General features: G+C 67.3%; 18 protein-coding genes. 8 read left to right on the top strand and 10 right to left on the bottom strand.

Features of this window, described 5'->3' with window-relative positions:
• Positions 1-2 precede the first annotated feature (2 nt).
• Together AB8619_RS06980 and AB8619_RS06985 are read left to right on the top strand one after the other, a co-directional pair.
• A complete protein-coding gene (locus tag AB8619_RS06980; RefSeq protein WP_436795741.1) occupies positions 3-917 on the top strand; it encodes a type II secretion system F family protein in 915 nt (304 codons plus the stop codon).
• The gene (locus tag AB8619_RS06985; RefSeq protein WP_436795742.1) at positions 917-2,398 is read left to right on the top strand and encodes a hypothetical protein; all 1,482 of its coding nucleotides are present in this window, start codon (positions 917-919) and stop codon (positions 2,396-2,398) included. The genes AB8619_RS06980 and AB8619_RS06985 overlap by 1 nt, the downstream gene beginning before the upstream one ends.
• Before the next feature lie 24 nt (positions 2,399-2,422).
• Here the strand turns inward: AB8619_RS06985 and AB8619_RS06990 are convergent, their stop codons facing one another.
• From AB8619_RS06990 to cpaB, 9 genes are all read right to left on the bottom strand, one after another.
• Positions 2,423-2,623, bottom strand: coding sequence for a Flp family type IVb pilin (locus AB8619_RS06990; protein WP_436795743.1), 201 nt, complete (start codon positions 2,621-2,623; stop codon positions 2,423-2,425).
• 124 nt (positions 2,624-2,747) lie between these two features.
• Entirely contained in the window at positions 2,748-2,927 is a 180-nt protein-coding gene (locus tag AB8619_RS06995; RefSeq protein WP_436795744.1) for a Flp family type IVb pilin, read from the bottom strand.
• Positions 2,928-3,116: 189 nt separating this feature from the next.
• The gene (locus AB8619_RS07000) at positions 3,117-3,752 is read right to left on the bottom strand and encodes a response regulator transcription factor (protein WP_436795745.1); all 636 of its coding nucleotides are present in this window, start codon (positions 3,750-3,752) and stop codon (positions 3,117-3,119) included.
• Positions 3,753-3,815: 63 nt separating this feature from the next.
• A complete protein-coding gene (locus tag AB8619_RS07005) occupies positions 3,816-5,384 on the bottom strand; it encodes a sensor histidine kinase (protein ID WP_436795746.1) in 1,569 nt (522 codons plus the stop codon).
• An 86-nt stretch (positions 5,385-5,470) separates the two neighbouring features.
• Positions 5,471-6,391, bottom strand: a complete 921-nt coding sequence (locus AB8619_RS07010; RefSeq protein ID WP_436795747.1) for a type II secretion system F family protein — start codon at positions 6,389-6,391, stop codon at positions 5,471-5,473.
• A 2-nt stretch (positions 6,392-6,393) separates the two neighbouring features.
• The gene (locus tag AB8619_RS07015) at positions 6,394-7,362 is read right to left on the bottom strand and encodes a type II secretion system F family protein (RefSeq protein ID WP_436795748.1); all 969 of its coding nucleotides are present in this window, start codon (positions 7,360-7,362) and stop codon (positions 6,394-6,396) included.
• Positions 7,359-8,837, bottom strand: a complete 1,479-nt coding sequence (locus tag AB8619_RS07020; protein WP_436795749.1) for a CpaF family protein — start codon at positions 8,835-8,837, stop codon at positions 7,359-7,361. The genes AB8619_RS07015 and AB8619_RS07020 overlap by 4 nt, the downstream gene beginning before the upstream one ends.
• 39 nt (positions 8,838-8,876) lie before the next feature.
• Positions 8,877-10,145 carry an AAA family ATPase gene (locus AB8619_RS07025; RefSeq protein WP_436795750.1) on the bottom strand — a complete coding sequence of 423 codons (1,269 nt, stop codon included), beginning with the start codon at positions 10,143-10,145 and terminating at the stop codon, positions 8,877-8,879.
• Between the two features lie 31 nt (positions 10,146-10,176).
• Positions 10,177-10,998, bottom strand: coding sequence for a Flp pilus assembly protein CpaB (gene cpaB, locus AB8619_RS07030; protein WP_436795751.1), 822 nt, complete (start codon positions 10,996-10,998; stop codon positions 10,177-10,179).
• Between the two features lie 274 nt (positions 10,999-11,272).
• Between cpaB and coaE the strand changes: the two genes are divergently transcribed.
• The 4 genes from coaE (at position 11,273) to AB8619_RS07050 (ending at position 15,678) form a co-directional block, all read left to right on the top strand.
• The gene (gene coaE, locus AB8619_RS07035) at positions 11,273-11,881 is read left to right on the top strand and encodes a dephospho-CoA kinase (RefSeq protein WP_436795752.1); all 609 of its coding nucleotides are present in this window, start codon (positions 11,273-11,275) and stop codon (positions 11,879-11,881) included.
• 62 nt (positions 11,882-11,943) lie between these two features.
• Positions 11,944-13,968 carry an excinuclease ABC subunit UvrB gene (gene uvrB, locus AB8619_RS07040; protein ID WP_436795753.1) on the top strand — a complete coding sequence of 675 codons (2,025 nt, stop codon included), beginning with the start codon at positions 11,944-11,946 and terminating at the stop codon, positions 13,966-13,968.
• Between the two features lie 46 nt (positions 13,969-14,014).
• Positions 14,015-14,425: a hypothetical protein gene (locus tag AB8619_RS07045; protein WP_436795754.1), complete on the top strand. Its 411-nt coding sequence runs from the start codon at positions 14,015-14,017 to the stop codon at positions 14,423-14,425.
• Positions 14,422-15,678 carry a hypothetical protein gene (locus AB8619_RS07050; protein WP_436795755.1) on the top strand — a complete coding sequence of 419 codons (1,257 nt, stop codon included), beginning with the start codon at positions 14,422-14,424 and terminating at the stop codon, positions 15,676-15,678. Before AB8619_RS07045 ends, AB8619_RS07050 begins: the two co-directional genes overlap by 4 nt.
• On the opposite strand, the gene AB8619_RS07055 is transcribed toward AB8619_RS07050, so the two are convergent.
• On the bottom strand, positions 15,643-16,980 hold the full coding sequence (locus AB8619_RS07055) for a hypothetical protein (protein WP_436795756.1): 1,338 nt from the start codon (positions 16,978-16,980) through the stop codon (positions 15,643-15,645). The two genes, AB8619_RS07050 and AB8619_RS07055, sit on opposite strands and share 36 nt — an antisense overlap.
• 197 nt (positions 16,981-17,177) lie before the next feature.
• Here AB8619_RS07055 and AB8619_RS07060 point away from each other — a divergent pair, with 197 nt between their 5' ends.
• Positions 17,178-18,842 carry a hypothetical protein gene (locus tag AB8619_RS07060; RefSeq protein WP_436795757.1) on the top strand — a complete coding sequence of 555 codons (1,665 nt, stop codon included), beginning with the start codon at positions 17,178-17,180 and terminating at the stop codon, positions 18,840-18,842.
• A 56-nt stretch (positions 18,843-18,898) separates the two neighbouring features.
• On the top strand, positions 18,899-20,509 hold the full coding sequence (locus tag AB8619_RS07065; protein WP_436795758.1) for a hypothetical protein: 1,611 nt from the start codon (positions 18,899-18,901) through the stop codon (positions 20,507-20,509).
• The last annotated feature ends 28 nt before the right edge of the window (positions 20,510-20,537 follow it).

The following is a 20,537-nucleotide window of genomic DNA, read 5'->3' on the forward strand; positions in this document are numbered from 1 at the left end:
CTGTGGTTCTGACACTCGGAGTCCTCGGTATCGTCCTGGCGGTCGCGCTCGTGGCGCTCGCCATCGGCATGCAGTTGGACGAACGTGCCGGCATCCGGACGTCGCTGCGACGCGTCGGCGGCTACGAGATCCAGGACACACGCGACAAGGAGTTGCTCGAGTCGTTCGGCCAGCGGACCATCGTTCCGGCGTTCCGCCGTCTCGGCGACCTCGGCCGCCAGGTGACGCCCGTCGGCTACCTCGACAACGTCCGCAAGAAGCTGCAGCGGTCCGGGCAGTCCGACGCGTCGGCGCTCGATCGCTTCGTGGTCCTGAAGATCGTCGGCGTCGTCCTTGCCCCGGTCGCCGTGTTCGTGGTGTTCGTCGTCCTCGACATGGGTGGCCTCATGGGGCTGTTGGTCGCCGGTGTCTCCGCCGTGCTGCTCGCGATGGGCCCCGACCTCGTGCTCGATCGTCAGGTCGAGACGCGTGTCCACGCCATGCGCATCGCGCTGCCCGAGGTCCTCGACCTGCTGGTGATCAGCGTCGAGGCCGGTCTGGGTTTCGAGCAGGCGCTGGACCGGGTGGTCGACAACGTGCCGGGCCCGCTGACCGACGAGTTCGCTCGGATGCTCGGCGAGGTGCGGGCCGGTTCGAGTCGTTCCGAGGCGATGCGGGCCATGGAGGCACGAGTCGACGTGCAGGAGGTGCGGTCGTTCATCCTCGCCATGCTGCAGGCCGACACCTTCGGCGTCTCGATCGCCAAGGTGCTGCGCACCCAGGCCGACGAGATGCGCATCAAGCGTCGGCAGTTGGCGCAGGAGCAGGCCCAGAAGGCCCCGGTGAAGATGCTGATCCCGATGGTGTTCTGCATCTTCCCGGCGCTCTTCGTGGTCGTGCTCGGTCCGGCGGTCTTCGACATCCTCGACGCCTTCTAGTGGACGTCGATGCGCCGCCCGCCCCGACCGAGGCGGCGACGGGCGGCTACGGATCACTGGGTGTCGCCATCGGCGCGCTGGTCGTCGCCTTCTGTTCGGTCCTCGCCTCGTTCCCCCTCAAGGACAACAGCTTCCTGACCCACCTGGCGACGGGGCGGATCATCCTCGAGTCCGGCTCGGTGCCGTCGAGCGATCCGTACACGTTCACCGCCCAGGGCGTGGACTGGACGGTCCAGTCGTGGTTGGCCTCGGTGGCCTATGCCGGAGCCGAGCAACTCGGTGGCGGTGCAGGCCTGCGGATCCTGGTCTTCGTGGTCTTCGGCTTCGCCGGCGCGCTCCTGTGGCGCCTGTCGCGCCCGGCCGAGTCGATCGTGATGCGCATCCTCATCGTCGCCGGCGCACTGCTCGTCGTGGGCGACGTCTGGAGCGAACGGCCGTACATGATCGGGGTCATCGGTCTCGCCGTGGTCTGGCTGGCGCTCGACGGCGCAGTCCGACCATGGCTGCTGGTGCCGCTGATGTGGGTCTGGGCCAACACCCACGGGTCGTTCCTGCTCGCACTCGGGCTGATCGTCACAGTCCTTGCCGGCACTGCGCTCGACCAGCGGGGCGACGTGGTCACGGACGAGGGTGCTTCCCGGTTCCGCTTGGACGCCGAGCTCGGAGTGCTCAAGGCGACGGTCGTCGGTACCTTGCTGGCCGTCATCGGCCCGCTGGGCCCTCGTGTCCTGTTGTTCCCGTTGAAGGCCGTGACGCAGTCCGAGACGCTCGGCGACATCGTCGAGTGGAAGGCCCCCGCGTTCACGTCGATCCCGCAGCGGGCGTTCCTGCTGCTGGTCATCGCGGTGATCGCCGGTCTGACACGGACCGGCCGGTGGCGCCTCGCACTGCCGGCCATCGTCTTCATTGCCGCGGGTCTGGTCGCGCAGCGGAACATGGTCATGGCCATCATGATCCTGGTCCCCGTGCTCGCTGCCTGTGCACCCGAGGTCGGGACCCTCACGTCACGCAGCCGTCCGCGGATCGGCTGGGCGCTGACCACCGTGTCGGGCGCCCTCGTGGCGCTGGTCGTCGTCTCCTCGATGAGCGAACCGGTGACGACGCTCGAGCCGTATCCGGAGCGAGCGGTGGCATGGGTGTCGGCCGCCGACCCGGAGCACCGAGCGGGCAACCTGGCATCCCCCGACTACGTCGGGAATCTGTTCGAGGCGCTCGACGGACCCACGGGACGTGTGTTCGTCGACGACCGGGCCGACATGTTCCCCGTGGACTTCTTCCTCGACTCCCGTGCTCTCGCCAAGGGGGAGCCGCGCTGGAGTGCGGTCCTCGACGAGCAGGACATTGGCGTGCTCGTGTGGAGTCGATCGAGCGTCCTCACGTCGCTGGTGGCGGAGGACGACGGGTGGCGGGTCGTGTTCGCCGACACCGACTCGATCGTCGCCTGCCGCCGAGGACCGGCCTGCGAGGCGTTGCTGAGCTGACGGCGCCGGTCGTCCGGCGCCCGATCAGGTGGCGCTGTCGATCGAGCTGCCGATGCTCTGGAACTCTTCCGAGGTCTCGTTGCCGAGGAAGAACACCGCGGTCAGACACACGATGGCGATCAGGGCCACGAGGAGCCCGTACTCGACCAGGCTGGCGCCACGGTCGCCTCGGTCTGCATGGCGGCTGGTGATCTGGATCCGGAGTGTGGTGAGGATTCTGGTCATGGTCGGGCTCCTTGTGTTCGGGACAGGGTGGTGATGGTGGGGAACATGAAAGAGGGCGAGCGCTGTGCGCTCGCCCTCTGACACGTTCTTCCGAGCCGGAGCCCGGAGCTTCCTTCGGAGTCGCTTAGAGCGAGCTGCCGACGGAGCTGAACTCTTCCGAGGCCTTCTCGCCGAGGAAGGAGATCGCAACGATGCAGACCACGGCGATGAGGGCGACGAGGAGGGCGTACTCGACGAGCGAGGCGCCTCGGTCACTCTTGATCCGGGCCTGGATCCACGTCTTGAGAATGTCGAACTGCTGCATGGGGATGCTCCCTGGGTTGTGGGCCCCGGGAGTCTTCCCGGGGTGCTGTGCTTCCTGTCGAAAGAAGTATCGCCCACGTTGCGTGCCGTCTACATAGGTCGTTCTGCCCATTGTCCCTGGTACTGCCACTTCGCTGGGAACAAATGGGATGTTCGGGACACCACGAGCAGCACGATGCGTGCGGAAGCGTCAGTAGAGGCGGACGATGCCCATACGCACCGCCAGGAGGACCGCCTGGGTGCGGTCTCTGGCGTCGAGCTTGGCGTAGATCGACGCCAGGTGGTTCTTGACCGTCTTCTGCGAGATGAAGAGCTGCTCGGCCACCTCGGGCGTACTGCAGCCGTCAGCGATGAGCTGGAGCACCTCGATCTCACGCTTCGACACGACCGAGTCCTCGTCCGACGCCAGGTCGCGGGCCTCGGAGAGCATGCGTTCCGCCAGCAGCGGGGACACGTCGGTGTCGAGCGACATCGCCTCCCGGACCGTTGCCGCCACCTCCTCGAAGGAGCAGTCCTTGACGAGGTAGCCGACAGCGCCGGCACGGATCGCGGCAGCGATCACGTCCTTGTCGGCATGCATCGTCAGCATGATGACGCGGACGTCCTCGTCAGCCTCGCAGATGCGCCGTGTGGCCTCCACGCCGTCCATGTCGGGCATGGTGACGTCCATGAGGACGACATCGGGCCGGTGCGTCGCTGCGAGCTCCACCGCCTCCTGTCCGTCGGACGCTTCAGCGACCACGTCGAATCCCTCGTCGAGCATCGAGCGCTTGAGCGTCTCCCGCAACATGCGGTGGTCATCAGCGAGCAGTAGTCGGACCGTCATCGTTCTCCAGGAGGTGGGTTGCGGTACCCAGCAGGGCGAGCGTACCCGGCCGTTCCGGAGCCATCAGCGGTCCTTACGGACGGCGACACGCATCGTGACGCCGCGGTTCGGCACCGAGTCGACCGACAGGTTGGCGCCGATCGCCGTCGCGCGCTCGCGCATCCCCAACATGCCGTAGCTGTTGAGTCGGCCGACACGCCCGATGGGCATGCCCTCGCCGTCGTCGCGGACCTCTGCGACGGCCTCGAACCCGTTCGAGAACCAGAACACGTCGATCCGGGTGCCTCCGCTGTGACGCTCGGCGTTCACGATCGCCTCCTGGGCGATCCGCCACAGCTCGCGCTCCTGGGGGCGGGGCATCCGAGCGCTCTCGTCGACGCGCAGGGTGAAGGTCATCCCCGAGCGTTCCTCGACCCGGGACCCGAACTCCTGGAGGGCATCGCCGACCGTGCGTTCGTCCGAGACGTCGGTGCGCAGGTCGTAGAGCGTGTCGCGGACCTCTCGGACCACGCCGCGGACGTCGCTGCGGATGCCGACGAGGTCGTCGGTGACCCGCTGACCACGGGAGTCGTTGCGGACGATCCGGTCGAGTTCGAACGCGAGGTAGGCGAGCGACTGGCCGATGCGGTCGTGGAGGTCGCGCGCGATCCGCGTCCGCTCCTCATCGGCGCCCACCGTGCGGAGTCGGGCGAACCACCGGGCATTGTCGATGGCGAGCGCCGCGGGTTCGGCGAAACCGTCGAGCAGATCGGCATCGCGCTGGGAGAAGTGGAACGGCTCGGGGTGTTCGACGAGCGCCACGCCGACGACCGACCCGCGTGCACGGAGTGCGACGTACATGCCGGAACCGGCGCGCATGGCGAGGCCGGGCCCCGCTCCGGCGATCAGGTTGGTCTCGGAGACGACCGTCGTGCTCTCACTGGCCCGTCGCGCGGGTGCCGGCAGCTCGGACTCGCTCAGCGTCGAGGTGGTCAGCGCCCGTCCTCCGAAGCGGCGGGCGACCGACCAGGACTGATCGCTGTCCTCCCGGAGGAGGATGGCGGCGGAGTCGAGGTCGAGGAGCTCGCGGAGGCGAGCGACGGTCGAGTCCAGCACTTCGTCGAGATCGAGCGACGAAGGGAGATCCTGCGCGACCTCGTGGAGGCTGATGAGCAGGTCGTTGGCGTCGGCCAGGCGGTCCATCCGGTCGAGGGCCTCGGAGTGGCGCACGTCGGCGTCGCCGCTGATCCGCCTCGCGTAGCCGGCGACCACGCCGACGAGGAGCAACTCGACCGACCATTGGACGACGAGTTGTCGGTCATCGTCCAACTGCGTGCTGGAGACGAGCATCGGGAGACCGATGGCCATGGCCGACGCAACGGCCAGACGGAGTGCGTTGGCGAAGCCGGCAGCGAAGCCGGCCACGGCGATCGCGGTGAGCGACGAGAACGCGAGAGGGGAGCGGAAGTATCCGGTCGCAGCGACGGCGGTTGCGACCAGCGCCGCCTCAGCAGTGAGGCCCACCAACCGGCCCAGCGTCGCCTCGGGCGAGATCGGACGGATGGTGCGGAAGACCGTGTAGGTGACCAGGACGGCCACCCATCCGGCCATCGAGAACTCGCGCGACGCGATGTCGGGCGTGGCCAGCACCACGCCGACGATCGTGGTGCCCCATCGGATGATGAGGATCGGCTGACGGAAGTTGTCCGAGCGGGTCGGTTCCCCGCCGAACTGGTCGCCTAGAAGGCCCCGCCGATCGACGCCGCTGCGGGGCCGAGCACCACGATGAACGTCGCGAGGAGGATCGGCATCAGCGGGAAGAGGATCTTGACGGGCAGCTTGGCCGCCTTCTCCCGGGCCCAGGCGCGCCGCTTGAGGCGCATCTCCGTCGCCTGGGTCTTCAGGACCCGCCCGATCGGCATGCCGAGGGCGTCCGCCTGGGTGAGCGTCAGGATGAAGTTCGATAGGTCTTGGACCTCGGTACGTCGTCGCAGGTTCTCGAGCGCCTGCCGCCGGGGCAGGCCGAGCTCCATCTCCCGCAGCGTACGGGAGAATTCGTTGGCCAGCGGGGAGTCGAAGTTGTCGCTGACGACCTCGAGCGCACCTTCGAACCCGACGCCGGCCTCGACCGAGATGGCCAGGAGGTCGAGGGTGTCGGGGAGGTCTCGTCGGATCGCTCCCTGTCGCTCCTCCACCTTGCGCTCGACGAACGACTTGGGCACCTGGGCGCCTGCGATCGGCAGGCCGATCAGGAGCACGACGCCGACGTTCGAACTGACGACGCCGCTGATGAAGAGGAACAACCCGAGCACGAAGCCGACCACGGCGAGCAGGACCTGGCCGGTGATGATCTCCTCGGCCCGGTACTGGCTGGTCAGCCCGGCGTAGATCAACTGCTGGTGGATGCGGTCGCGATAGTTGCCGGGGAGGACCTCGGACGCGGTGCCGACAAGACGGCTCGCGATCGGGCGCAGGACTCGGGTGAGGAACGGCTCGGAGAGGAGCTGTTGGAACTCGTCGGCCTCCTCGTCGGACCAGTCGAGGCTCTTGAGGTACTCGCCGGGATCGTCCTCCGGGTGCTCCTCTGCACGCTCTCGCAGCCCGAGGATCACGAAACCGACCCCGGCCGCCAGGAACAGCAGTCCGATGATGATGACCACGGTCAGACCTCCACCGAGTTGACCATCCGCAGGATGATGCCGATCGACGCCGTGCAGATGACCGCAGCGCCACCGAGCCAGATCCAGCCCCAACCCCGGAACATGGGCTCCATGTAGCCGGGGTTCATGACCTGGATGGCGATCAGGAGGAAGGCAGGGAGTCCGCCGAGGACGAATGCAGACACGCGGCCTTCGGCGGTGAGTACGTCGATCTCACGACGGACCTCTTCCCTCGCCCGGATGAAGTCGGCGAGGGTGTGGAGCAGGTCGGCCAGCTTGCCGCCGACCTCCTGCTGGATCTTGATGGCCTGGACCACCCAGTCGACGTCACGGACGTCGACACGCTCCGAGAGGCGTTCGAGGGCGTCGACGAGCGGGTCGCCCAACTGGGTCTCGGCCACGACCCGGCCGAACTCCTCGGCCAGGGGACCCTCGGCTTCCTCGTTCATCATCTGGATGGCTCGGAGGAACGTGTGCCCGGCCGAGAGCGACGATGCGATGAGGGTCAACGCTTCTGGGAAGGTCTCCTCGAACTTCTTTCGTCGCTGGCTGATGCGTCGGTTGAGGTACGCGGCGCCCACGAAGGGGGTGACGAGGAGGGCGACGAAGCCGAAACCGATGCTCGAGGTCGCTGCAGCGACGACTGCACCGCCGATGACACCGACGGCACCGACGAGGACGACGAACTCGCCCGGTCGGATCGGGACGCGAGCCTTCTCGAGTTTGGTGAGCAGCGAGCCCTTGGCGTCGATCGAGTCGATGACCTTGCCGGCGACACCGATGGTGTTCTCGACCAGCTGGCTGTGGCGCTCGGCGACGTCGGCGATGTCGACGTCCTGCTCACCCCAGGGGAGGTCGAGGATCTTGGCCAGTTCTTCCTCGCGCTCGTACACGCGAGACAGGACGCCGACCGAGAGGAGGGCGAACCCGCCACCGACCATGAAGACCGCGAGCCAGGAGACGCCGGTCACCGGACACGTTCCTTGTCGGCGATCTCGCCAGGGGTCGGGACCTTCGTCGAGCGCCGGCGGGCCGGGGCCTTCGAACTCGTGGTCCGTTTCGAGGACTTGAACGCTGCCGCCGGGACCTCGATGCCGTGCTCGGCGATCTTGTCGATGAACCGGGGACGCAAGCCGGTGGCTCCGAGTTCACCCGACGTGGCGCTGTCGGCGCCCGGGGTGTTCTCGAAGCTGAAGATGTCCTGGAGCAGGATGACGTCGCCCTCCATGCCCTGGACCTCGGTCAGCGAGGTGATCACACGGCGGCCATCGGGAAGCCGGGTCACCTGGAGGATGAGGTGGAGCGCCGACGCGATCTGCTCGCGGATGGCCCGGACGGGGAGATCGAAGCCGGCCATCAGCACCATGGTCTCGAGACGACTGATCGCATCTCGGGCCGTGTTGGCGTGCACGGTGGTCATCGAGCCCTCGTGGCCGGTGTTCATGGCCTGCAACATGTCGAGCGCCTCGGCAGCACGACACTCACCGACGATGATGCGGTCGGGCCGCATACGCAGGCTGTTCTTCACGAGGTCGCGGATGGCGACCTGGCCGGAACCCTCGGCGCTGGCCGGACGGGTCTCCAACGTGATCACGTGGGGCTGCTGGAGCTGGAGCTCGGCCGAGTCCTCGATCGTGATGATCCGTTCACCGTCGGGGATGAACCCCGACAGCACGTTGAGGTTCGTCGTCTTGCCGGTGCCGGTACCACCCGACACGAGGATGTTGAGCTTGCCCTTGACCGCGGCCTCCATGACCGTGACCAGGTCGAGCGTCCACGTGCCGAAGTTGATGAGGTCCTTCGCCGTGAAGGGGTCCTTGGAGAACTTTCGGATGGTGAGGACGGATCCGTTGATCGCCAGCGGCGGGATGATGGCGTTGACGCGGGAGCCGTCCGGCAGGCGAGCATCGACCATGGGGGAGGCCTCGTCGACACGACGACCGACCGAACTGACGATCTTCTCGATCACCTGGCGGTACTGGGCGTCGTCGATGAACTTCGTGTCGGTGCGCTGCAGCCGACCGTCCTTCTCCACCCAGATGTCGTCGTAGGCGTTGCACATCACCTCGGTGACGGCGGCGTCGGCCAGGAGCGGGTCGAGCGGCCCGTAGCCGAGCGTGTCGGCGACCATCTCGGCGACGAAGCGTCGGCGCTCCAGCGGGGTGACCTGGATGTCCTCGCGCTGGAGGATCTTGTCGAGCGCCGTGCGGAGCTCTTCCTCACGCTGTTGCGCGTCGAGTTCCTTGATCTTGTCGGCGATCTCGTCCAGCACCAGCCGGCGGACCTGCTTCTTGGTCTCGTCCCACGGCGACGCGGCGCCACCTCGGGCGCGCGCCGGCTTGGAGCGTCGGGCCTCCGGTGCTTCGTCGGTGGCTTCGGATGCCGTGGGGGCGGCGTCCTTGCCCTCCTCTTCCTCGAGGGCAGCGAGCTTCTCGGACAGTTTCACGATCGTGAACCCCCTGGTTGGGTCACCGTTTGCGTCGGATCACTTGCGGAAGAACCGGCGGATGCCGGCTCGCTTCTGTTGGATCTCTGAGTCGAGCTGGTTCTGGAGGGCGTCGGGCAGGACGAGCTTCATGCCCTGGGCCATGAGCCGGGAGATCTCGGCCTCGGGGGAGGCCGCCATCACCGGCATGCCGAGGTTGATCGAGCGACTGACCTCCTTGGCGTAGGGGAGGACGGACTCGAATCCCTGCGGGAAGAGCTTCGTGACCTGGTCGATGTCGATCCCGATGTCCTCCTCGGCCTTGTTGAGGATCAGCCGGAGGTCGCCGGTGTCGATCTTGAGGCGTTCCAACGTGCTGAGGAACACGCTCATGTTCCGGACGCTGGGGAGATCCAACGTCGCCATGACGTAGAGCAGGTCGGAGAGGTCGAAGGCGACCAGCACCGTCTCGGCCAAGGCCGGCGGCGTGTCGACGAGCACGTAGTCGAACCGGTTGCGGACGGCTTCGAGGATGCGGGTGACGTCCGGTGGGCTGATGCGGTCGGCCTCGCTCGGTTCGCGCGGGGCGGCGAGCACGTGGACGCCGGTGTCGTGGACGACCGTGTACTCCTCGATGTGCGCCGTGAGGTCACTCTCGTCGGCGTCCTCACGCTGGAGTGCGTCGAAGATCGTGTACTTCGGGCGGAGGCGCAATGCGGTCGAGACCTCACCGAACTGGAGGTCGAGGTCGACGATGCAGACCTTCTTGCCCATCCACTTGTGGAGGAACCAAGCGAGGTTCGTGGCGTAGAAGGTCTTGCCGCAGCCCCCGGTCGCAGAGGCGATGGTGTAGACGATGCCGGGACGGTCCTGCACGGGCTCGGGGACTTCGACCGCCGTGGTCGCCGTCGAGGCGGCTGCCACCTGATGCTCGACGATCACCGGGGCGGGGGCCTCGGGTACGAGCGCAGCGGCCCGCTCGAGCGATTCGACGAGGTCGCTGTCCTCGACCGGGAGTTGCAGGAGATCGATGGCCCCGGTCCGGACGATGTCGCGCAGCGAGGCATCCGGCCGTCGCGAGAACGCGAGGACCATGCGCATCTCGGGCAGCTCTTCGGCGATGATCCGCAACCGGGCGAGCCCGGAACGGGTGCCGAGACTCGGGCCCGCCACCAGGAGGTCGAAAGGGCCCTCCTCCTCGAGCATCTCGCCGACGGCACCGATGCGGGTGCACGCCGTGATCTTCGGGGACTCCGAGAACTGGTCGGAGAGTCCGCGGATCTGCTCGGCGAGGCCGTCACCTCGGTCGAGTACGAGGATCTTCGTCACTCGGTCCATCCTCCGGATGCGCAGGTCGACTTCACGACTGGGGAGCAGCGCTGTCGGCGCTGACCGGACCGTTGACGGTGTCGCCACCGACGCCGGGGGTGTCGCCTGCGTTGGGGGCGTCGTCGGCGGTCAGGCTGAGGTACAGGTCGGCGAAGGTGCTCAGCTGCACGATGCGCTCGGCATCGGTGGTGCGCAGCGCCAACAGGTAGGTGAGCGGAGTGCTCAGCGCTTGCCGGCCGACGGTCGCGTCGGGTGCGGCGGGATCGGTGGGCTGCACCGACGTGCCCTGCTGTGCGCTGACGTCGAGCACGAGCACGTTGGTGAGTGCGAGCTCGGTACGAGGGACCGGTGCTCCGTCGGCCACCAGGCCGGCGTCACCGTTGCTGCCGCCGCCGAAGACTCCGTAGACGTTCACGGTGTCGCCGGGGGCGATGTACCCGGCGCCGCCGTTGGTGTAGTCGATGGTCACGGCGACACCGTCGAAACCGTCGGGGATGGTGATGTTGCTGAGCGAGCGGGTCGCGAGTTGGGCCGACGTGATCACGTCGCCCTTCGAGACCCCGACGGCGAAGATCTGGTTGTCGAGGCCGGCGGCCGAGGTGAGCGCTCCGACCGGCTGGCTGCCGGCGGCGACCGTGTCGGTCTCGAGCAGGCCCTGTTCGATGACGTCGGTGCCGAGCGTGCCGGCGGGGATGTCCTCGGTTGCCACCAGCACACTGACGTCGGCGACGCCTGCCTGCCGGTTGCTGCTGCTCCCACCGTCGTCGTCGTTGAGGACGAGATAGGCGATCGCGCCGCCGACGATGAAGAAGGCAATGCCGAACAGGATGATGAGATTCGATCGTTGGCGCACTGGGTTCCTCCGTTTGGCGGCCCGCTGGTTGAAAACCCCTCGCCGCCGGCGGCCGCGAGGGTTCACGGAGACCGGTTGCGTAGAGCAAGTTAGCGGCCGAGTGTCGCGGTTGTAGGCGGTCGCTTCTGATGTTGGGAAGGCTGCAACGATTGTCGGTCCTGTCCCTTTTGAGGAACATAGCCCGGAGGTGTCATTTTCGGCCTGACGTCTGGACTAGTCCGTCCCGGCCTGTCGTCATCGCCCTGCGTGGCCGGCTCGCCGGTAGGTTCGTCCCGTGCTCAGCCTGGGTCTCACTGGTGGAATCGGATCGGGGAAGTCGACGGTGTCGGCGATCCTCGAGGAGTTCGGTGCGTCGGTCGTCGACGCCGACCGGATCGTGCGAGCGCTCCAGGAGCCCGGCGAGCCGGTGTTCGAGGCGATGGTCGCCGAGTTCGGTCCGTCGATCGTGGCGGCCGACGGGACCCTCGATCGCCAGGCGGTCGCCGACATCGTCTTCGGCGACGACGACGCGCTGAAGCGACTCAACGCCATCGTGCATCCGGCCGTCGGCGCAGCCATCGCCGACCGGCTCGTCGCACTCGCCGAGACCGACGACGTGGTGATCCTCGACATCCCGCTCCTCGTCGAGAGTGGTCGGGACGACATGGCCGCAGTGATCGTCGTCGACGTCGACCCGGACCTGGCCGTGGCCCGACTGGTCGAACACCGTGGCTTCTCCGAGGAGGACGCCCGTTCGCGCATGGCACGACAGGCGAGTCGCGAGGACCGCCTGGCGAAGGCCGACGTCGTCATCGACAACTCGGGCACGCTCGACAGCCTCCGCCGGCAGGTCGAGGCGCTCTGGACCCGGATCGAGGCCGGCGAGTTCAGCGCTGAGGAGTGATCGGCGCCGATGAGCAGCCCGGTTCTGTCGGAGGTGTCACAGCGCCTCGGTAGCGTCATCGCATGACGGAATTCCGCATGGTCGCCGACTACTCGCCGGCCGGAGATCAGCCGCAGGCGATCGCGCAGCTGACCGAGGGGATCCGTGCCGGAGAACGCCAGCAGACGCTGCTGGGCATCACCGGGTCGGGCAAGAGCGCGACCATCGCATGGACGATCGAGCAGATCCAACGGCCCACGCTGGTCATCGCTCCCAACAAGTCGTTGGCGGCGCAGCTCGCCAGTGAGTTCCGGGAGTTCTTCCCCGACAACAAGGTCGAGTACTTCGTCAGCTACTACGACTACTACCAACCCGAGGCGTACGTCCCGTCGAGCGACACGTACATCGAGAAGGACTCGTCGGTGAACGACGACATCGATCGCCTCCGGCACGCGTCGACCTCGGCGCTCCTCACCAGGCGAGACGTGATCGTCGTCGCCTCGGTGTCGTGCATCTACGGCCTCGGCTCGCCCGAGGACTACCGGGCCAACCTGCTCTACCTGAAGGTGGGGGAGGAGTACGACCAGCGCAGCGTGCTCCGCAAGCTGGTCGACATGCAGTACGACCGCAATGACGCCAACCTCGTCCGCGGCAACTTCCGCGTCCGCGGCGACACGCTCGAACTGCACCCGGCCTACGACGAGGACCCGGTCCGCATCACCTTCTTCGGTGACGAGATCGAGGAGATCACGGTCGTCGACTCGCTCACCGGCGAGAAGGTGGCCGAGCACGAGGACCTCGCTGTCTACCCGGCAACCCACTACGTGGCCGGCGAGGACCGACTGTCGAAGGCCGTCGTGCGCATCGAGGCCGAACTCCAGGACCGTCTGGAGCAGTTCGAGAAGGAGGGCAAGCTCCTCGAGGCCCAGCGCCTCCGCATGCGGACCCAGTACGACCTCGAGATGATGCAGGAGGTCGGGTACTGCAACGGCATCGAGAACTACTCGGCACCGATCGACGGCCGAGCCCCGGGCGAGACGCCCAACACGCTCCTCGACTTCTTCCCCGACGACTACCTCGTCGTGATCGACGAGTCGCACGTCGCCGTACCTCAGCTGCACGGCCAGTACGAGGGCGACCGCAGCCGCAAGGAGATCCTGATCGACCACGGGTTCCGGCTGCCGTCGGCGGCCGACAACCGACCGCTCCGCTTCGAGGAGTTCACCGAGCGCGTCAACCAGGTCGTCTACGTGTCGGCCACGCCGTCGCCCTACGAGCGTCGGGAGAGCTCGCGCATCGTCGAACAGGTCGTACGACCGACCGGCCTCGTCGATCCCGAGGTCATCGTCAAGCCCACGAAGGGCCAGATCGACGACATCATGGAGCAGATCGCCCTCCGCATCGAGCAGGACGAGCGGGTCCTGATCACGACGCTCACCAAGAAGATGTCCGAGGACCTCTCCGAGTACCTGCTGGAGCAGGGGGTGCGGTGTCGCTACCTGCACTCCAACATCGACACGATCGAGCGCATCGAGATCCTGCGGGCGTTGCGCCTGGGCGAGTTCGACGTCCTCGTCGGCATCAACCTGTTGCGCGAGGGGCTCGACCTCCCGGAGGTGTCGCTTGTCGCCATCCTCGACGCCGACAAGGAGGGCTTCCTCCGGTCGGAGACGTCGTTGATCCAGACGATGGGCCGTGCCGCCCGCAACGTCAACGGCCAGGTGATCATGTACGCCGACAAGGTGACCGACTCGATGCAGCGGGCCATCTCCGAGGTCCAGCGCCGGCGGCAGCTCCAGCTCGAGTACAACGAGGAGCACGGCATCGACCCGCAGACGATCCGCAAGGGCGTCACCGACATCCTCACGTTCCTGCGTGGTGGCGACGGGACTGCTCCCGTCCCCGACAAGGACAAGCGCAAGCGGACCGCGGCCGAGCGTCAGAAGATCAAGGAGCTGACCGAGCTCCCGCAGGAGGACGTCGAGCGGTTGATCATCGCCCTCGAGGAAGAGATGCACGAGGCGGCCGAGGAGTTGCGCTTCGAGTATGCCGCCCGGTTGCGAGACGAGATCAAGGACCTGAAGCGCGGGTCGGTCGACGCTCGCTGAGTTCGTCCTCCCCGGATCGGCCCCGACCGATCAGTAGCTTCGACTCGTGCCGGAGGTGCGACGTCCCGTCGCGTTCGTGATCCTGGGCCTGCTGTGCGGGCAGTTCCTCGTGCTCGGTCTGATCCAGGCCAGCCGCGACTCGGTCGCCGTCGACGAGGCCGTCGACCTGACCGCAGGCCTCGTCGCGGTTGCGGATCACGATGTCCGCATGGCCCCGGAGCACGCGTTGTTCCACAAGGTGCTGCCCGGCCTTCTCCCGGTGCTCGTCGCCGACCCGATCATCCCCCGCACCGCGGCGTACGAGGACGGCGACTGGTTCGACTACACCGACGACCTGATCAGGGCCAACGACGAAGCCGGGCGCCTCGATGATGTCGTCTTCTGGTTCCGCGTGGTGCCGTTGCTCCTCGGCGCGGCAACGGGTCTGCTCGTCTATGCGCTGGGGCGCGATTCGTGAACCGGACGGGGGGACTGGTCGCCGCGGGGCTGTGGTTGACCACGCCGTACGTCTTGGGGATGGCGCACCTCGGATCGCTGGACATCAGTTTCACCTTCTGGGTGGTGGCACTCGTGCTCGCCGTCGACCGGTGGCGAGCGACGCCAGACGACGGCCGAGTGCTCGCCGTGGCCGGCGTACTCGGGGCGGCGCTGCTCACCCGTCACACGGCGGTGGTCCTCGTTCCGGTGGTGTTCGTGCTCGTCGTGGTGCTGCATCGAGGACGAGACCGGCGGGTCGCACAGGTGGCGATGGTGCTGCTCGTGCCGCTGATCGTGGTGTGGATCGGGTACCGAGCGGTCGATCCGATCCCGGTCGACGGGGCGCCTCGAGCGAGGTTCGATGCGCTGATCTCGACGGCGTCTGCGGACAGCCCGGTCGCGGCTGCGGCGCTCGCCGTCCCGTTGCCGGTCGAGTGGCGGGCCGGATTCGCCTACCTGATGGAGACGTCGGACCAACGTCCTGCCTATCTGCTGGGCGAGTCGTGGTCGGGGGGCCGATGGTGGTTCTTCCCGAGCTCCGCGATCGTCAAGGTCCCGCTCGTGGTCCTCGCGATCCTCGGCGGAGCAGCAGCGCTGGCGCGACGATCGCGGCGAGACGCTCTTCGTGTACTGGTCACCGTCGGACCGCTGGCAGGAATGCTCGCGATGTTCCTCGCCGTGCAGCCCCTGGACCTCGGCCTCCGGCTCGCGCTCCCGGTGTTGGCTCCGCTCGCCGTCGTCGCTGCCGGTCTCGTCCATCTCCCTCGTCGTGGCGCGCTCGTCGTCCTGGGCGTATTGACGTTCTGCCAGGCGGCCGCCGTCGTCGCCGCACACCCCGACTCGTTGGCGTGGACACCTCCACCGTTCACCGACGGATACCGGGCGGTGAGCGACGGAACGATCGACATCGGCCAAGCCAACCGCACGGTTCGGAGCCGTCACCGGACGACGCCGTTCGTCGCTGCATCCTTGTCGGGACCGCGGGGGCTCGACGTCCTCCCGGGTGTACCCCGCGTCGAGGCGGCGGGTGCGCTCGTCGGCGACGTGGTCGTGTCGGCGACGGAGCTCACGGTCACGCATCGCGACGAGCTCTCGTGGCTTCGGGCCTACTGCCCGGTCGAGGTGATCGACTCGGCGGTCCTGCGGTACCGGTTCACCGATCCCGTCGACCGCAGCCCCGGACCGGACACGCCGGCCTCACCCTGCAGCGGCGAGGTCAGCGTCCGGCGCTGAGCGGTCGGCTCCGTCGGTCGGCCAGTACCTGCGGACGGCGGCGACGGCAACGCCGACGAGCCCCAGATGCAGGACCCATCCCAGTGGGCCGAACGCCATCGTGAACAACGTGGGATTGAGACCGAACCGATCGATGTTGCGGAGGTGTCCGACGATCAGCGTCTCGCCGGTGAGCACCAGCGGGAGGGTCACGACCACCAGGCCCATCGACACCATCCCGAGCGATATCAACGCCGTCCGGATCCTGGGGGTGAGCGCCGGAAGCATGCTGGCGACGGGCACCACGAGGAAGGGCATGGACGGGATCATGTAGCGAGGCCCGGCGGTCTCTCCGCCCCAGGGGTTGACCCAACCGGACTGCAGGAGGAAGAAGCCGGTCACCACGAGCGCCGGAACGGCGATGTCGCTCCGACGATGACGGACGGCTTGGACCAGTCCGATGGCTCCGACGATCACGATCGGGGTGAACATGAAGCCCTTCTCGGCGAAGAAGATCCGCAACATGTGGGCGGGGTTCGGAATGCCGAAGGAGTCGCGGATGCCGATGTCCTTGGCGCTGTATCCCGTACCGATCCGGTCGTACACGCGGAGGCTGTGGGCGACGACGAGCCCGACCGCGAGCAGGTGCGGGGCGATGAAGACTGCGGCGCGACGCCATCCATGGTGTGCGAGGACATACCAGGCGAGGACTGCGGCGACGCCGGCCATCGGATACTCGCTTGTGACCGCGACTGCGGACAGGACCGCAGCTCCGACGAGCGCTGGCGCAGTCATGACGCCCGGCCGCGAGAGCAGGTGCCATGCACCGAACCCGAGCGCGCCGACGAACACGTGGGCATACAGCGCGCTCGACATGGGCAGCAGCAGGGTGCCGAACGCGAGCGCGATGGCGGCCGTGGCCGCCAATCTCGCAGATTCTGTGCGCGCAGCATTGCGTCGCATGAGGACGAGCAGGGCGGCACCGGGAACGACGCTGAACACCAGCGACAGGCTCCAGGCGCCCAGGTTGCCCTCGCGCCGGAAGTCGGTGGCGGGGTCGGCGCCGAGCTCCTCCGCGATCGCGAGGACCGGCACGGCGAGTATTGGCTGTCCGGGGGCCTTGTCCGAGTAGACGTGGCCGTTCAGCCGCACCAGGTCGGTGCTGAGAAGTGGCTCGTAGTCGTCGACCTCGAACCTGGACTGTTCGGTGAGGGCCGCAGTGAACGCATACCGGCTCGACTCGTGTGCGGTGAGCCACGGCACGATCGGGCCGATGGCGACGAGGAGCAAGCACACGAGTGCGAGATCCAGGCGACGGTCCATGGATGCGAAAGGTACAACGGTCGCACGCCCCAAGCAGTGCCCGGGAAGCGCGTTGCCTTGTCGCAGTTGCTTGGTCGCGCATGGAACCCGATGCATCGCCGGCCGCCTTCTCCTGGGCGTGCGAAGCCCCTTCAGCATCCGGGATTCCGGCCGATATCCGCGGCAGACTCACAGAGGTCGCCGAGGTGGGAGGAACAATGGATCCGCTGCAACGCCTGGTGCGCCGTCCGTTGTCGGCGTTCCTGATCCTCGTCGGCGTCTACGCGCTGTGCAGCCTCTTGGTCAATCCCGGTGGCTATCTCGGCGCCGACACGGGCGCCAAGGTGTACACGCTCGAGGTGATGGAGCGGGAGAACTCGTGGAATCCGGACATCGGCTACTGGGCAGAGGATCTCGACCCGTCCGGTGAGCTCCATCCCGTGTACCAGACGCGTCTGCGTGACGACGGCAGTTGGGTGGCTGTCACGACGCTACCGATGCTCGAGTTGGCGTATCCCCTCTATCGAGTCGGCGGCTACCCAGCAACGTTGGCGATTCCCATCGTCGCCGGTGCGATGGCCGCAGTCGCCGCACGCTCCGTTGCTCGACGGGTCCGACCGACCACTGACGGATGGGCAACGTTCTGGGTGGTCGGACTGGCATCGCCGGTGCTCGTGTACTCGCTGGACCTCTGGGAGCATGGTGCTGGGCTCGCTGCGATGACGGGGGCGGTCGCCATCCTGCTCGGGACGCTCGACGAGCGGCCCTGGTGGACGGCAGCGTTCGCCGGCGCGCTGTTGGGTCTCGCGGCGGTCATGCGAAACGAGGCGTTCGTCTACACGCTCGTCGTAGTGGGGGTCGTCTGTGTCGAACACCTCCGTGCCCGGCGGAAGCTCCTGACGCCGATTCTGGTCGGGTCCGCGGTAGTCGTCGGTTTCGCGGTTCCGTGGGCGGCCAACGTCGTCCTGGAGTCCGGATTCGAAGGCCCCTCGCGTGGCAGCCGTGCGACCGGTCGGGTGTCGACCGTGGCGTCGACGCAATTGGTCGACGAACTCGGGCAGCGGGCGCGCGAGGGCATGCAGACGCTCGTCGGCTTGGTGTCGGGTGATCCGACCACCTCGGTGCTGCTCGGTGGAGCTGTCGTCGCTGCCGTCGTGGCCGCATGGAGAGCCGAACGAAGGGCGGATCGGACCTTTGCCCTCGTCTGCGTCGGTGCTGCGGGCGCGGTCTATCTGGCCGATGCCCTCGGCGGTCTGGGATTCGTTCCCGGACTCCTGGTGGCGTTCCCGATCGCAGTTGCGGGACTACTGGCGGATGTTCGGAATCCTCGGGAGAACGTCGTCGTTGTGATGGCGGTTGTCGCGCTCCCGATCGTCTATCTGTTCCAGTACCTCGACGCGGCCGGTCCGCAATGGGGCGGGAGGTATTCGCTCACGTCCGGCATCCTGCTCGGGGTCATCGGCATGGGTGCGCTGGCGTCTCGACACCCACTGGTTCCGCGTGCCCTGGTCGGTCTCTCGCTCGCGATCACCATGCTCGGTTTCGCCTGGCTGATCCAACGCTCGCACGGCGTCGATGAATTCTTCGGCGATCTCGAAGAGGTCGCAGAACCAGTTCTCATCGCTCGGCAAGGCTTCATCCTGCGCGAGGGCGGCGCTGCCGGAGTCGGGAAACCCTGGTTGAGCACCGACAGTGAGGCAGAGTTCTCGTCGGCCGTGGACCTTGCTCGTGAGAGCGGGGCCGATCGCTTCTCGGTGCTCGAGTGGAAAGGGGCGGCGCCACCCGAATCGGCCATCCCCGCCGATGCCACCGAAGTCGATCGATGGGCGCTCGACTTCGTGGGCACGCCGATCGGCATCGTGACCTATGAGTTCGAACCATGACAGCTTCGACGTCGCAGCGGAGGCGGCTCCTTCTCCTCGCTGCGGGGTGTCTCGGCGTGGTCCTCGTCCAGTTGCTGGTGATCCTTGCCGGTGACAGCCGCGTCTTCTCGGGTTCCGACGCCGGCGGGCGGGCAGCGGCAATCGGCGCTGCCGTGGGATCCTCGGGTTGCGATCACGACCTTGGTTACTGGGCCGAGGAATGGGATCCTGCCGGTGAAGCACATCCGATGTTCAACACGGTCGCGGTGGGGGAACGGTTCGTGCAGCCGACGGCGATGCCGTACGTGTGTGCCGCAGCCACCCTCGAGCGTGGGTTTGGCAGGCCAGCATCGCTTGTCGTGTCCATAGTCGGAGTGTTGCTTGCGGCGACCGGTGCATGGATGCTTGAACGGGAATCGGGCTCGTCAGGGTTGCTCTCGTTCGTCACCGTGGGAGTCGTGGGCCCGGTCGCGTTCTACGGATCGGATACGTGGGAGCACGCTCCGGCGGTCGGTTGTGCACTTTTTGGGACGGCGTTGATCCTTTCCCGTTCAGGGCGGCTGTCCGGGGCAGTTGCCGGTGTCCTGTGGGGGTTGGCGGTCTCCATGCGAGTGGAGACCGCGATCGTGGGGCTTGGTCTCGCCGCGGGCGTGCTTCTCGTCGTGGAGATGCGAAAGAGCGTCCTCGCTGACAGATGGCGAGTCGCCATTGCCGGAGTGGCTGCCGTGCTCGTGCTCGCAGTCGACCGCACGGCTCAGCAGCGGATCATCGGCAGTGACTACCGCGGCGGCCGTGCTTCGACCCAAGCAGGCAACATCCTCGGTGAGGTCGGCGATCGGACCCGCGACGCGGTGGTCACGACATTCGGCCTGTTGCCGACGGACAGCGACCTTGAATCGATCCTGCTCGGAGTGGTGTTCGTGCTCGCTCTACTGGTCGTCGGAGCGGCAATCACCGGCTCCGAGATCGAGACGCGTCTGGTGCACGGGTTCGCTCTCATTGCGGCGCTCATCGCGTGCCTTCGAATTCTCGATCCGGGCTTTGTTCCCGGCATGCTGGCTGCATCGCCGATCGCCGCGGTGGGGGTCTTCTCGTTGCGTTGGCGCAGCGGGCCGCCGGTCGGGCGGGTGCTTGCCATCGGGGCTGTCAGTTCGCTGCCGATCGTGTGGGCGCTGCAGTGGACGGGAAATCTCGGTCCGCAGTGGGGAGGGCGGTACGTGTTACTGAGCGGAGCGCTCTTGGCCACCTGCGGTGCGACCCTCGTTCGCTCGGGTCCGTCACGCCTCGGCCATGTAGTCGTCGCCCTCACTGTCGCGATCGGATCGATGGGGCTTCTGTGGCACTCACAGCGGACGCAGCTCATCGGGGTCGTGCTGGATGATCTGCTGACGACGCCGTGCGAGGAGGTGCTCGTCTCGACGTCGCCGTTCCTTCTCCGCGAAGGGGGTGCAATCGAGGAGTTCTCCAGTGGGGTCAGGGCAGATGGATGCAGGTTGCTCAGTTCCACGGTCGACGACGTCGCGTTCGCGCTGGGTGTTGCGGCTGATTCCGGAGCTCGCCGATCGACGGTCCTCCTGCCTCGGAGAATCGACGACCCCGCTCGAGTCTTGGGAGCGGTCACCGTGCTGTCCCGCTCCGAGGTCGATCTCCACGGGCTCCGGTACTCGGCGGTCGTCGTCGCCTTGTAGAGAAAACGAACAGGTGTTCCCTTCCACG

This window comes from Actinospongiicola halichondriae (assembly GCF_049103745.1).
Classification (GTDB): Bacteria; Actinomycetota; Acidimicrobiia; order Acidimicrobiales; family Salinilacustritrichaceae; genus Salinilacustrithrix; species Salinilacustrithrix halichondriae.